Source organism: Ruegeria sp. BHSC026 (assembly GCF_059613065.1).
Genome location: NZ_JBXWRV010000004.1, coordinates 304,419 through 317,476, shown reverse-complemented (window position 1 = coordinate 317,476; position 13,058 = coordinate 304,419). Strand labels below are relative to the sequence as shown.

The 13,058-nt window shown below is 62.6% G+C and carries 15 protein-coding genes; 3 read left to right on the top strand and 12 right to left on the bottom strand.

From position 1 onward, the window contains the following. Positions 1 to 219, top strand: a 219-nt coding sequence (locus AC2FME_RS07830) for a hypothetical protein (RefSeq protein WP_496800108.1), incomplete at its 5' end; no start/stop codon positions are given. 16 nt (positions 220 to 235) lie between these two features. Here the strand turns inward: AC2FME_RS07830 and nusG are convergent. The 10 genes from nusG to ccoN form a co-directional block, all read right to left on the bottom strand. Continuing rightward, positions 236 to 769 (bottom strand): transcription termination/antitermination protein NusG, encoded by a 534-nt coding sequence (gene nusG, locus AC2FME_RS07825; RefSeq protein WP_496689162.1) that lies wholly within the window; start codon positions 767 to 769, stop codon positions 236 to 238. 241 nt (positions 770 to 1,010) lie between these two features. Then, positions 1,011 to 1,208, bottom strand: a complete 198-nt coding sequence (secE, locus tag AC2FME_RS07820; protein ID WP_138842374.1) for a preprotein translocase subunit SecE — start codon at positions 1,206 to 1,208, stop codon at positions 1,011 to 1,013. A gap of 79 nt (positions 1,209 to 1,287) precedes the next feature. Further along, entirely contained in the window at positions 1,288 to 1,446 is a 159-nt protein-coding gene (ccoS, locus tag AC2FME_RS07815; RefSeq protein ID WP_496682852.1) for a cbb3-type cytochrome oxidase assembly protein CcoS, read from the bottom strand. Positions 1,447 to 1,451: 5 nt separating this feature from the next. After that, positions 1,452 to 3,629, bottom strand: coding sequence for a heavy metal translocating P-type ATPase (locus tag AC2FME_RS07810; protein ID WP_496800107.1), 2,178 nt, complete (start codon positions 3,627 to 3,629; stop codon positions 1,452 to 1,454). Between the two features lie 4 nt (positions 3,630 to 3,633). Next, positions 3,634 to 4,092 (bottom strand): FixH family protein, encoded by a 459-nt coding sequence (locus AC2FME_RS07805; RefSeq protein WP_496800106.1) that lies wholly within the window; start codon positions 4,090 to 4,092, stop codon positions 3,634 to 3,636. Between the two features lie 3 nt (positions 4,093 to 4,095). Beyond that, entirely contained in the window at positions 4,096 to 5,517 is a 1,422-nt protein-coding gene (gene ccoG, locus AC2FME_RS07800; RefSeq protein ID WP_496710690.1) for a cytochrome c oxidase accessory protein CcoG, read from the bottom strand. A gap of 406 nt (positions 5,518 to 5,923) precedes the next feature. Further along, entirely contained in the window at positions 5,924 to 6,793 is an 870-nt protein-coding gene (gene ccoP / locus AC2FME_RS07795) for a cytochrome-c oxidase, cbb3-type subunit III (protein ID WP_496682860.1), read from the bottom strand. Beyond that, on the bottom strand, positions 6,790 to 6,975 hold the full coding sequence (locus AC2FME_RS07790) for a cbb3-type cytochrome oxidase subunit 3 (RefSeq protein ID WP_496682863.1): 186 nt from the start codon (positions 6,973 to 6,975) through the stop codon (positions 6,790 to 6,792). Before AC2FME_RS07790 ends, ccoP begins: the two co-directional genes overlap by 4 nt. A gap of 10 nt (positions 6,976 to 6,985) precedes the next feature. Further along, a complete protein-coding gene (ccoO, locus tag AC2FME_RS07785; protein ID WP_496682866.1) occupies positions 6,986 to 7,714 on the bottom strand; it encodes a cytochrome-c oxidase, cbb3-type subunit II in 729 nt (242 codons plus the stop codon). A 14-nt stretch (positions 7,715 to 7,728) separates the two neighbouring features. Beyond that, a complete protein-coding gene (gene ccoN / locus AC2FME_RS07780; RefSeq protein ID WP_496682869.1) occupies positions 7,729 to 9,336 on the bottom strand; it encodes a cytochrome-c oxidase, cbb3-type subunit I in 1,608 nt (535 codons plus the stop codon). A 195-nt stretch (positions 9,337 to 9,531) separates the two neighbouring features. Between ccoN and AC2FME_RS07775 the strand changes: the two genes are divergently transcribed. Next, positions 9,532 to 10,371, top strand: a complete 840-nt coding sequence (locus tag AC2FME_RS07775) for a universal stress protein (protein ID WP_496682871.1) — start codon at positions 9,532 to 9,534, stop codon at positions 10,369 to 10,371. Positions 10,372 to 10,415: 44 nt separating this feature from the next. Here the strand turns inward: AC2FME_RS07775 and AC2FME_RS07770 are convergent, their stop codons facing one another. Beyond that, positions 10,416 to 10,670, bottom strand: a complete 255-nt coding sequence (locus AC2FME_RS07770; RefSeq protein WP_496682874.1) for a GlsB/YeaQ/YmgE family stress response membrane protein — start codon at positions 10,668 to 10,670, stop codon at positions 10,416 to 10,418. A 101-nt stretch (positions 10,671 to 10,771) separates the two neighbouring features. Then, the gene (fnrL, locus tag AC2FME_RS07765; RefSeq protein WP_496682877.1) at positions 10,772 to 11,515 is read right to left on the bottom strand and encodes a transcriptional regulator FnrL; all 744 of its coding nucleotides are present in this window, start codon (positions 11,513 to 11,515) and stop codon (positions 10,772 to 10,774) included. Positions 11,516 to 11,576: 61 nt separating this feature from the next. Between fnrL and hemN the strand changes: the two genes are divergently transcribed. Next, positions 11,577 to 12,932, top strand: coding sequence for an oxygen-independent coproporphyrinogen III oxidase (gene hemN / locus AC2FME_RS07760; protein ID WP_496800105.1), 1,356 nt, complete (start codon positions 11,577 to 11,579; stop codon positions 12,930 to 12,932). Positions 12,933 to 13,058 lie beyond the last annotated feature (126 nt).

The following is a 13,058-nucleotide window of genomic DNA, read 5'->3' as shown; positions in this document are numbered from 1 at the left end:
TTCTACAAGTTGATTGGAAACATTGACCGTCTCCTTGCCTTTGATGGCCTCTACATCCTGCGCAAAAGCTGTCATTTTTCAGCTGTTCCTCGATTGTTGCCCTGCTGGAAAAAATCCAAGAAAAATGTGTCGATACTTGGGCGCAGACAAGCCCCGCCCCGACTCGTTGCACACGAAATGAAAAACGCCGCGATGCGTGTGACATCGCGGCGCGCATAAAATGATGGAAGAGCCTTCAGCCCTGCTTGGTCACCTGGGTAAAGTCCAGCTCGACCGGGGTTTCGCGACCGAAGATCGAGACCGAAACCTTCAGCTTCTGGTTCTCTTCGTCCACGCCTTCGACCATGCCGTCGAAATCCTCGAACGGGCCGTCGTTGACCTTGACCTTCTCGCCCACCTCGAAGCTGATGAGGGTGCGCGGCGCTTCTTCGCCTTCCTGCACGCGGTTGAGGATCTGGTTCACCTCGGCGTCGCGCATCGGCATCGGGCGGCCCTGCGGGCCCAGAAAACCCGTGACCCGGTTGATCGAGTTGATCAGGTGATAGCCCTTGTCCGACATTTCCATGTGGACCAGAACGTAACCGGGCATGAAGCGGCGCTCGGTCGTGACCTTCTTGCCGCGGCGCACCTCGATCACCTCTTCGGTGGGAACCAGAACCTCGTCGATCTCGTCCTCAAGGCCCTGTTCGGCCACAGCCGTGCGGATCTGCTCTGCGATCTTCTTTTCGAAATTCGAAAGAACGCTGACCGAGTACCACCGTTTCGCCATGAACCTGCCGTCCTTGTTTGCCTTTGGCGCGCCGCGTCAAAGGGCGCACCGGAATTGAAATTCTGTCGCGGCCCCGCCGCGTGATCCGGAATAAAAAGCGGCGCGCAGCCCGAATCGCCGCACGCCCATCCCGTAAGGTACCGCGTCACCTAAACCGACATCGCACGCTGTGCAAGAGGGCAGTGCGCCAAGAGGGCGTTATGACGGGATCTCCTGCGCGGCCCCACCCGCGTGGTCAGACCTAGTTGAACGCACCCAGGATCAGTTGCAGCCCGCCGCGGATGCCCAGATCGACCAGCGCGAAGAACACCGCGGTCAGCGCCGCCATGATGAACACCATGACCGTGGTCAGCAGCACCTCGCGCCGGGTCGGCCAGACGACCTTCGAGACTTCGGCACGGACTTGCTGAATGAACTGGATGGGGTTTGTGGTGGCCATGAGGCATGATCTCTCTGCTAGCGAATGGGCCGGACATAGCCGGGCATTGCGGCAATTTCAAGGGCCGCCGACGGGACCGTCACGGCTTGGGGTGATCATCCCACTGGTTGCTCAGGATGCGGCGGGCGTCGCCCTCGGGGTCATCATACTGGTTGGTGCGCACGGTATAGATGAAGGCCACAAGGCCAACGCCGCCCAGAAACAAGGAAATCGGAATCAGATAAGCCAGCACTTCCATTCAGGTCACCTCAGGCGCAGGGCGTTCAGGGATACGGTAATCGACGAGGTCGACATCGCCAAGGCCGCGATCAGGGGCGTTGCCAGGCCGGCCACCGCCAGCGGCACGGCGATCACGTTGTAGATGGTCGCGATCCGGAAGTTTTCGCGAATCCGCTTCGTTGCCTTTTCAGCAGTCCGACAGGCATCGGCGATCGGCGACAGATCGGTGCCCAGCAGCACGATATCCGAGGCCACACGCGCCGCGTCCAGTGCCGAGGCTGGCGAGATCGACACATGCGCCGCCGCCAGCGCCGCCGTGTCATTCAGCCCGTCACCCACCATCAGAACGCGATGGCCCTGATCAGTCAGCTTCTGGATGTGGGCCGCCTTGTCCTGCGGCAGGGCCCGGGCGATCCAGCTCTCGATACCCAGCTTCTCGGCCAAAGCCTGCACGGCACTCGACGTATCGCCCGAGATCAGGATGACATTCTTGCCGCCGTCGCGCAGGGCGCGCACTGCCTCGGCCGCTCCGGGGCGCAGACTGTCGACAAACCGGAAGGCAACGGGCGCGCGGCCCCCCACCGCCAGCCACGCCGTGGTCTCAGCGCTGTCCGGTGCACCCACCCATTCTGCCCGGCCCAAACGCACCCGTTGTCCGGCATGCTGACCCTCGGCGCCAAAACCCGGAACCTCGGCGATCTCGGAGATATCCGCCGGGGTGATCCCCGCATCCCGCGCCGCGCGCGCCAAGGCAACCGACAAGGGGTGCGCCGACGCCTCGGCCAGCGCCAACGCAATGGCCAAATCGTTCCGGGCGATTTCAGGCAGGTTCACCAGATCCGGCGTACCTGCGGTCAGAGTGCCGGTTTTGTCGAACACGACCGTGTCGACCTCGGCCAGACGTTCCAGCGCCGTGGCGTGCTTGATCAGCATCCCCTTGCGGAACAGGCGCCCTGATGCCGCCGTCGTCACCGCCGGAACCGCCAGCCCCAGCGCACAGGGACAGGTGATGATCAGCACTGCGGCGGCGATGTTGAGCGCCGTACGGATATCGCCGGAATAGAGGTACCAGCCCACGAAGCTGAGCGCCGACAGAATATGCACGCCGGGCGCGTAAAGCTTGGCCGCCTTGTCAGCCAGCGAGGTATAGCGCGACCGCCCGGATTCGGCGATGGCCACCAGATCGGCCATCCGGTGCAGCGAGGTGTCCTCGCCCACCGCCGTGGCGCGGATGGTCAACGGGCCGGTCAGGTTCACCTCGCCGGCGCTGACCTGCGTGCCGGGTTGCGCGAATACCGGCAGCGTCTCGCCGGTCAGCAACGACCGGTCCAGCTCGGACCGGCCCGACACGATCTGGCCGTCCACGGGCATGCGGGCGCCGGGGCGCACCAGTATCAGGTCGCCCACCTTCAGCGCCGCGACGGCGACCTCCTCCTCGGCCCCGTTGCGCAGGCGAATGGCGCGGGGGACCTCGAGCGCCGTCAATTCCTCGGCCGCCGAGCGGGCGGCGGCACGGGTGCGGTAATCCAGATACCGCCCCGCCAGCAGAAAGAAGGTGAGCGTCAGCGCCGCATCGAAATAGGCATGCTTACCGCTCAGCGCGGTTTCCCACAGCGAAGTGACCAGCGCCAGCAGGATTGCCAGCACGATCGGCACGTCCATGTTCAGGCGGCGCACGCGCAGCGCGCTCCAGGCGTTTTCGAAAAAGGGCTGGGCCGAGAAGGCGATCGCCGGCAGTGTGATCGCCGCCGAGATCCAGTGGAACATGTCGCGTGTCGCGTCCGTGGCCCCGGACCAGACCGACACCGACAGCAACATCACGTTCATCGAGGCAAAGCCGGCAACCGCCAACCGCATCAGCAGATCTCGCCCGGCCTTGTCGGTCTGGGTGGCGGACAGCGCGCCGGCGTCCAACTCGTGCGCCTCGTATCCAACCCGTTCGAGCACCGGGATCAGATCGGCGGCACGCAGATTCGGTGCGGCCTTGATCAGCGCCCGCTTCAGCGTCAGGTTCACGCGCGCGTCCTGCACGCCGGGCACGGCGTTCAGGGCCTGCTCGACATTCGCCATACAGGCTGAGCAGTGAATGCCGGGCAGCGACAACGCGATCTGTGCATCCGGCGGAACCGGACGGGCCGCATCAGCCGGGGCGGCAATGCACCCGGGACAGGCTGCAGCAGTCGGCGTGATCTGCCCGCTCATCGGATTACCCCTTCACATACAGCGGAATGCGGCGGGAAAACTCGGCTCCGTCATTGTCACGCGCCACCAGCCGGATGTTCCAATTGCCCGTGGCCAGAGTCGCCGGGGCGGAATAGGCCACACCGTCAAAGGTGAAATCCGGCGTGAAATCGTCGCGCACATGGGTGGCACGCCCCACGACGGCCTGCAATTCGGCCACGCGCACCGGATCGCCCTGCGCGTCGGTGATGCGGAGGATCAACAGCCCGCCCTTGGTCTCAGCCGTGGCGTCCCAACCCAGCGCCTGCTGTTCGCGCAGACGTTCGTTGAACTCCTGGCTGGCCACGTACGAGTTCTTGACCTCGAGTCCCGGGAACGTCTTGACCGCGCTGTAGGCCAGAACGAGGTTGACCGCGATGATGACGCCAAACGCCCCCACGAATACGGCCAGAGCATGTTTGCCGGTGAATTGCCGTTCGCTCATGTCTCAGTTCCCCCGCCCATTGAAAGTGGTGTCCTTGTAGGCCCGCTCGCCGCTGGCCAAATCCTCGACCCAGATGCGGACTGGTGTCGTGTCCGCCGCCGCCGGAGCCGAATCCTTGTCGGCGACAATATACACGCGCGTCAAATGCGCGGTATCGGCCGGGACGTTCACGGTATCCAGCGGCGTACCTTCGATCTGCAGCTTCATCGCGGGATCGCCCACCAGCGACAGCTTGAACAACCGGTCCTCGCCGTGCTTGTTGCGCAGCCGCACGTCATAGGTATTGCGGATTGAGCCGTCGGACATGGTCACGAAGGTCGGGTTGCGCACCGGCGCCACCGTCAGGTCGATGTCCGAACGGATGAACAGGGCGAACAGCAGGGCAACCCCCACCGCCGACCACAGCGACGAATACAGGATCGTGCGCGGACGGAAGATATGCTTCCAGATGCTCTTGGGCGGATGCCCTGCGCGTTCGCGCTGCTCGTCGCTGAGCGCCATGTAGTCGATCAGGCCGCGTGGCTTGCCGACCTTTTCCATCACTTCGTCGCAGGCATCGATGCACAGGGCGCAGGTGATGCATTCCAGCTGCTGCCCGTCGCGGATGTCGATCCCCATCGGGCAGACGTTGACGCAGGCATAACAGTCGATGCAGTCGCCCAGGCCTTCGCGGTTCTTGCCCTTGCCGCGGGGTTCACCCCGCCACTCGCGATAGCCCACGACCAGCGTGTCCTCGTCCATCATCGCTGCCTGGATGCGCGGCCAGGGGCAGGCATAGATGCAGATCTGTTCGCGTGCGAATCCACCGAAGAAAAAGGTCGTGCCGGTCAGGATCAGCATCGTTGTATAGGCGATCGGGTGGGCATTGCCAGTGATCAGATCGCGCGCCAGCGTCGGCGCATCGGCAAAATAGAAAACCCAAGCCCCACCCGTGGCCAGACCGATCAGAAACCAGGCCGTCCATTTCGACAGGCGCAGCCGCGCCTTGTGGAAGTCCAGCTTTTTCTGCCTGTGCAGACGCAGGCGGGCGTTGCGGTCGCCCTCGATCCAGCGCTCGACCAGGATGAACAGATCGGTCCAGACCGTTTGCGGGCAGGCATAGCCGCACCACACGCGCCCAAGCGCCGAGGTGAACAGAAACAGCCCGAGACCAGCCATGATGAGCAGACCCGCGACGAAATAGAATTCGTGCGGCCAGATCTCGATCCAGAAGAAATAGAACCGCCGGTTCGCCAGGTCCAAAAGTACCGCTTGGTCCGGCAGGCTGGGGCCACGGTCCCAGCGGATCCACGGCGTCACATAATAAATGCCGAGCGTGACTGCCATGATGATCCATTTGAGGTCGCGGAACTTTCCTGACACGCGTCTGGGAAAGATCGGCTCTCGGGCGGCATAAAGGCTGGGGGCGGGATTGGAATCGCTCACGGGCTGGCTCCGGATCAGGCTGTTTTCTGGCGACTTGTTCCAGATCATGAACGCGTTAACTTTGACATGGGTCAAAAGCGCATCGTACAGACATCTTTTGTCACACCTGAACCCGACACTATCGCATTGCCGCCGTTTCGGCGAAACCTTACTGCCGGGCAGAGTCATAAACGCGCCGGATCTGGCATGTCTCAAAATAGGCGCCAACCGGTCGTGTATCATCATCGACGAAATGCCGCAGGCAGCCGGGGCGATGCGCGCAACTGCCGCGCCAAATTCTGGACCGGCGCCGCGACACGCACTAGGTTTGGAAAAATGGTGCCGGCTGTTCAGGAAACGCGCGAACAGATGGAACAGCCGGCACCTAGGCCTTCGGGCGGCGAACCGCCCGAAGGTTTTCTTGTGTCTACTGACCGCCACCCAATTGGTGGACGTAGAGCGAAACCGCGCGAATCTGCGCTTCGCTGAGACGGTTTTGCCAACCGGGCATGACGCCGAAGCGGCTGTTGGTCACGGTGTCGGTCAGGGTGTCGTAGTCGCCGCCATAGAGCCAGATCGCGTCCGCTAGGTTCGGCGCGCCCTGGTCGCGGTCGCCTTCGGCGTTTTCGCCGTGGCAGGAGGCGCAGTTGTCGGCATAGACGACGGATCCGGCCTCGACCAGCGCGGGATCGTTCGGCTCTCCGGAAAGCGACATGACATAGTTGACGACTTGCGAGATCTCCTCGGTCGTCAACAGCTCGTCGCGACCGAAGGCGGGCATCTCGGAATAGCGCGCCTCGTCATATTCCTCGTTGCGGATGCCGGCGGCGACGGTGTGATAGATCGATTCCAGATCTCCACCCCAGAGCCACGAGTCGTCCAGGAGGTTCGGATAACCGACGGCGCCCGCCGCGCCCGAACCGTGGCACTGAGCGCACCAAGTCCGGAACACCGCCGCGCCAGAGGATACCGCGAAACTGCTGAGGTCGGGATCGGCAGCGATGTCGATCAGTTCGGCCTGCTCAAGGCGTGCGGTGATCGGTGCATTCGCCTCCTCCACCGCGGCGATTTCCGCATCCACGTTGGCGCGCGACGACCATCCCAGAACACCGGCCGTCGCGTGGTTCACCAGCGGCCAAGCCGGATAGAGGATCGTGTAGATGACGCCCCAGAAGATCGTGACGTAGAAGGTCCACAGCCACCAGCGCGGAAGCGGGTTGTTGAACTCTTCGATGCCGTCCCATTCGTGGCCGGTCGTACCGGGATCGCCCGGCTTCTTTTCGGGTGCTTTGCTCATTTCCGCGCCTCCTCGGATGTGGCGGGTTTGTCTTCATGCCGAAACGGTATGCCGGCAGTATCCTCGTATTGCTTGCTGGCACCGGGCCGAAACACCCAGATCACCACGCCGATGAAGAAGGCGAAGAGGGCCAGCAGCATCCAACTGTCGGCGAATTGCCGAAGGATCGTGTATTGCTCCATGACAGCCCCCTTACCGGTTCGCGTCCGGGGTGAAGGTCGAGAAATCGACCAGCGTCCCCAGCATCTGCAGATAGGCGATCAGCGCATCCGCTTCAGTCAGCTCGGGCTGGCCGTCAAAGTTGCGCACGTTCACCTTGTCGCCATAGCGCTCCAGCAGACCGTCATAGTCGCTGTCGGGATCGGCCTGAGCGCGGAAATCCGCCTCCGCGTTCTCCAGCATCTCGTCGGTATAGGGCGTTCCGACCGCGGCGTTCGCCGCCATGATGTCGCCGATATACTTTCCGTCCAGCTTGCGCCGTTCGAGGAAGCCGTACTTCGGCATCACCGATTCCGGCACCACCGATTGCGGATCACGCAGATGGTCCACGTGCCATTCGTCCGAGTAGCGGCCGCCGACGCGGGCCAGGTCCGGCCCGGTGCGCTTGGAGCCCCACTGGAACGGGTGGTCGTACATCGACTCGGCCGCCAGCGAGTAGTGGCCATAGCGTTCGACCTCGTCCCGCATCGGGCGGATCATCTGGCTGTGGCAGACATAGCAGCCTTCGCGGAGGTAGATTTCCCGTCCCGCCATTTCGAGAGGGGTGTAGGGGCGCATGCCCTCCACCTTCTCGATGGTGTTCTCAAGGTAGAACAGGGGCGTGATCTGCACGATGCCACCGATGGTCACGACCAGGAAGCTGAAGATCAGCAGGAGGGACGCGTTGGTCTCGAGGATCTTGTGTTTGTCAAGAATTGCCATTGCTCCGGCCCTCCTTATTCAGCCGGGACCGCGACGGTCAGGCTGGCCTCTTTGGCCGGCGCCTTCCGGACGGTCATCCACAGGTTGTAGCACATGATCACTGCACCCGCGACGTACAGCACGCCGCCCAAGGCACGCACCACGTACATTGGGAACTTGGCCGCCACAGTGTCGGCGAACGAGTTCACCAGGAAGCCGTTGGCATCCACTTCACGCCACATCAGGCCTTCCATGATGCCGGTCACCCACATCGACGCGGCGTAGAGCACGATGCCGATGGTGGCGAGCCAGAAGTGCCAGCTGACCATCTGCAGCGAGTACAGGCGCTCACGTTTCCAAAGAACCGGCACCAGGAAGTACAGCGCACCAAAGGTGATCATGCCGTTCCAGCCCAGCGCACCCGAGTGCACGTGGCCGATGGTCCAGTCGGTGTAGTGCGACAGCGAGTTTACCGCACGGATCGACATCATCGGGCCTTCGAAGGTGGACATGCCGTAGAAACCGACCGAGATGACCATCATGCGGATGACCGGGTCGGTGCGCAGCTTGTCCCATGCGCCCGAGAGCGTCATCAGACCGTTGATCATGCCACCCCACGAAGGCATCCACAGCACGACCGAGAACACCATGCCCAGCGTCGAGGCCCAGTCAGGCAGCGCGGTGTAGTGCAGGTGGTGAGGACCGGCCCAGATATAGATGAAGATCAGCGCCCAGAAGTGGATGATCGACAGCTTATAGCTGAAGACCGGGCGTTCGGCCTGTTTCGGGATGAAATAGTACATCATGCCCAGAAAGCCTGCGGTCAGGAAGAAGCCCACGGCGTTGTGGCCGTACCACCACTGGATCATCGCATCCTGCACGCCCGACCAGACGATCACGGATTTCGAGCCCCAGATGCTGACCGGCAGGGTCATGTTGTTGACCAGGTGCAGCATCGCGACGGTCACGATGAAGGACAGATAGAACCAGTTGGCCACGTAGATATGCGGCTCTTTCCGTTTCACGATCGTGCCCAGGAACACGGCCAGATAGGCCACCCAGACGATGGTCAACCACAGATCGACATACCATTCCGGCTCGGCATATTCCTTGGACTGGGTGCCGCCCAGCACATAGCCGGTCGCGGCCAGCACGATGAACAGCTGATAGCCCCAGAACACGAACCAGGCGAGGTTTCCGCCCCATAGACGTGCCGCGCTGGTGCGTTGCACCACGTAGAAGGACGTGGCGATCAGCGCGTTGCCGCCAAAGGCGAAGATCACGGCCGAGGTGTGCAGCGGACGCAGACGGCCAAAGTTCAGGTATCCTTGGGCCCATTCGAAATTGAGCACCGGGAAAGCCAGTTGAAATGCGATGAACGTACCCGCGAGGAATCCGACGACGCCCCAAAAGGCGGTTGCGATCACGCCATAGCGGATCACGCCGTCCATGTATTCCCCCGAGCGATCGACAAGAATGTCGGGCTCGTCGGTGTTGCGAAGCGTCCAGATGAACAGGCCACCGGCGATCAGCATCACCAGTATCGCATGCACCTGATACGCCAAATCCCGCGCATAGTTGGCCCCGATCGCTGCGAACAGCGTGACCAGGCCAAGCGCGATCAGCTTGATGTAATTCGACATATTGCGTCCCTTTGCCATGCCGCACGCGATTCTCTTGCCGCGCGCGGCTTTTTTGACTGCCTGCTGTATCGGCCAACCGCGGGCCCTACTGCTTTGATCTGTATCAAGACAATAGAGTGAAAACTGTGACACGCATAACCAAATGAATGACCTGCTCGAAACCGCCGCACCGAGCAATGGAACAATGAGGTCAAGATGGCTTACAAATCGCTTCTCTCAGTCGTGACGGAAACAAAATTCGCAAAAAAGGCGCTGGAGCAGATGGCTGCTTTGGCCGAAGCTCAGGATGCCCATGCCGAAGCGCTGTGTCTGGGCGTCGATCGCAGCCAGACCGGATACTACTATGCCGGGGCCAATGCGCTGATCTTGCAGGAAACCCTGAACCGGGCCAATGCCGAGGCTGAGGAGAACCTGAAATTCGCCGAAGAATTCCTGGGCAAGTCCGGCGTGCGCTGGTCGGCCGAAAGCGGCGTCGCGCAGATCGCAGATCTGGGCCGGCATGTCGCCCACAGGGCCCGATTCTCGGATCTGGTGGTGCTGCCGCAACCCTATGGCGAAGGCCGGGGCGCCGAGGCCGAGCCCATCATCGAGGCCGCGATGTTCGACGGCCACGCCCCGGTTCTGGTGGTGCCGGATAACGCGGAAATCGTGTCTCGGCCGCGCACCGTTCTGATCGGGTGGAACGAAAGTGTCGAGGCGATGCGCGCTATCCGGTTCGCCCTGCCGTTCCTGATGGCGGCGGATCTGACCCGGATCGTCGTGATCGATCCGCCGACCCACGGCCCTGATCGGTCGGACCCGGGCGGGCTGTTGTCGCAAATGCTGGCCCGGCACGGGGTGAGATGCGAAATCGACGTGCTCAGCAAGACGATGACCCGCGTGTCGGACATTCTGAACCGCCATGCCGAGGACACCGCGGCCGACATGATCGTAATGGGGGCCTACGGACATTCCCGCTTCCGCGAGGCCATTCTGGGCGGCGCCACGCGGAACATGCTGGAAAAATCCGCCGTGCCGGTTTTCATGGCGCATTGACGGGAAACAGGGTCGGCCGCCTCGGGTTGGGGCGGCCCACTGGCTCAGACCTTCTTGACCAGCCCGATCAGGAACAAAAGGATCACCGCCCCGATCGTGGCGAAGAAGATCGACGAGAAAATCCCGCCGCCTACGGAAAATCCAAGCGCCGGAAAGATCGTCCCCGCCAGAAACGCCCCGACGACACCGACGATGATGTTGCCGACCAGGCCAAACCCGCGGCCGGACATGATCTTGCCCGACAGCCACCCGGCAATCGCGCCGATGAACAACATCGCTAATATACTGCTGAATTCCATGACCGCTCCCTGACTTGGGTTGATGCGCCCTTAGTTAGAGCACGGACGCGCCTTGGCGTCACGCATCAAGATCGCCGGGCACTGTGCTGTCAGATATGCCCTCAGACCAGAAAGCCGCCATCAGCGTCGTCGCCGGCTTCTTCCATCAGGCGCCCGATATCCGGCACGGTGACGTGGCGCTTGCCTTCCAGCAGGATCACCTCGTCCTTTTTCAGGGCCGATATCTGACGGCTGACCGTTTCCAGCGTCAGGCCCAGATAGTCGGCCATCGCCTCGCGCGTCAGCGGCAGATCGAACACGATCGGTCCCGAAAGCCCCTTTTGGCTGACCGAGGCGTCCCGACGGGCGATGATCGACAGCAGGCTGGCGATCTTCTCGCGCGCGGTCTTGCGGCCCAGGACCAACATCCATTCACGCGCGGCGTCGAGTTCGTCCAGCGTCATCTGCAGCAGACGCTGCGCGATATGCGGCGTTCTGTTCATCAAGTCTTCGAACGGTTTCTTGCGGAAACAGCACATGACCACGTCGGTCGTGGCCACCACGTCATAAGGCGCCGACTCGCGCCCCGGGCGGCCGACGAAATCGCTGGGCAGCAGCAAGCCCACCATCTGGGTGCGCCCGTCCTCCATGGTTTGCGTCAACGATGCAATTCCAGACACCACCGAGCCGACGAAATTCATCTGGTCGCCCGACCAGATGATCGTCTGCCCCGCCTCGAAGCTGCGATAATACTTGATCTCTTCCAACGCGACCAACTCGTCCGCGTCACAGCGCGCGCACACCGCTCGGTGACGAATTGGACAGTCTTCGCAGTTCGAATGGTCAACGAGTGTAGTCAGGGTCATGCGCGCGTCCACTTGATCTCGGTCAAGGTCTTCTGGTTTCCGAGCCTATACCGGTGTCGCCATGATAGTAAAACCTCAATTGGCAAAGCTTGGACTATTTGACGCGAAGGTACCGCGTTATACCAGCTATCCGACCGCCCCCCACTTCAGCAATGACGTGGGGCCCGACATGTTCAGCGACTGGATTTCCGCCATCCGGCCGGGCAGTTCGATCTCGCTCTATGTTCATGTGCCGTTCTGCCGCCGGCTGTGCTGGTTCTGCGCCTGCCGCACCCAGGGCACCCAGACCGACAACCCGGTCATCGCCTATGTCGATGTCCTCAAGGCCGAACTGGACCTGCTGGCCGCGCGCCTGCCCAGCGGGGTGACCCTGTCGCGCCTGCATTGGGGCGGGGGCACGCCCACGCTGCTGAACCCCGACCTGATGCGCGAACTGGCCGCGCATATTCTGGGCATCGTCCCACTTGGACCCAACGCGGAATTCTCGGTCGAGATCGACCCCAACGAGGTGGATGCCGCCCGTCTGGATGCGCTGGCCGAGGCCGGGATGAACCGCGCCTCGATCGGGGTTCAGGATTTCGACGACGAGATCCAGAAGACGATCGGGCGCATCCAGAGCTATGACACCACCCGCGAAGCGATCGACATGATCCGCGAGCGCGGTGTGCCCAGCCTGAACGCCGACATCCTGTACGGACTGCCGCACCAGACCAAGGCGCGGATGACCGAAAGCGTGCAAAAGCTGCTGTCGCTAAGCCCCGACAGGGTGGCATTGTATGGCTATGCGCATGTACCGTGGATGGCGAAACGCCAGCAGCTGATCCCGTCCGACGCCCTGCCGACGCCGGAACAGCGGCTTGAGCTGTTCGACACCGCCCGCCGTCTGTTCCTGTGGGACAATTACGAAGAAATCGGCATTGACCATTTCGCCACCAAGGATGATGGGCTGACCCACGCGCTGAAAGCCGGACGGCTCAAGCGGAACTTCCAGGGCTATACCGACGATCAGGCCGAGGTTCTGATCGGCGTCGGCGCCAGCTCGATCTCGCGCTTCCCACAGGGTTATGCGCAGAACGCACCGGCCACTTCGGCCCATACCAACGCGGTGCGCGAAGGCCAATTCTCGACCTCGCGCGGGCATCTGTTCAAGGGTCAGGACATCCTGCGCGCCCGCCTGATCGAGGCCCTGATGTGCGAATTCCGCATCGACACGGCCGAGATCCTGCGCGACCACGACATCTCGGCGGCCGAGCTGACGGCGATGTACCAGCGCGCCAATGACGCCTTCGACGGGTTGTTGCAGATCACCGATGACGGGCTGTTGATCCCGCCCGAAGCGCGCGCCCTGACCCGGATGATCGCCCGGACCTTCGACGCCTATGACCTGAGCAAGGCGGGCCACAGCTCGGCGATCTGACGACAGGCGGCAGGCCGCAAGCCGGCCAGTCGCCACAACGCAAAAAAGCGGGGGGTTGACGCGCGCGGTGGGTTTTCCCCACACTCGGAAGGCGGGCGGCAGGCCGCCCGACGCCGAGGCAGGCCA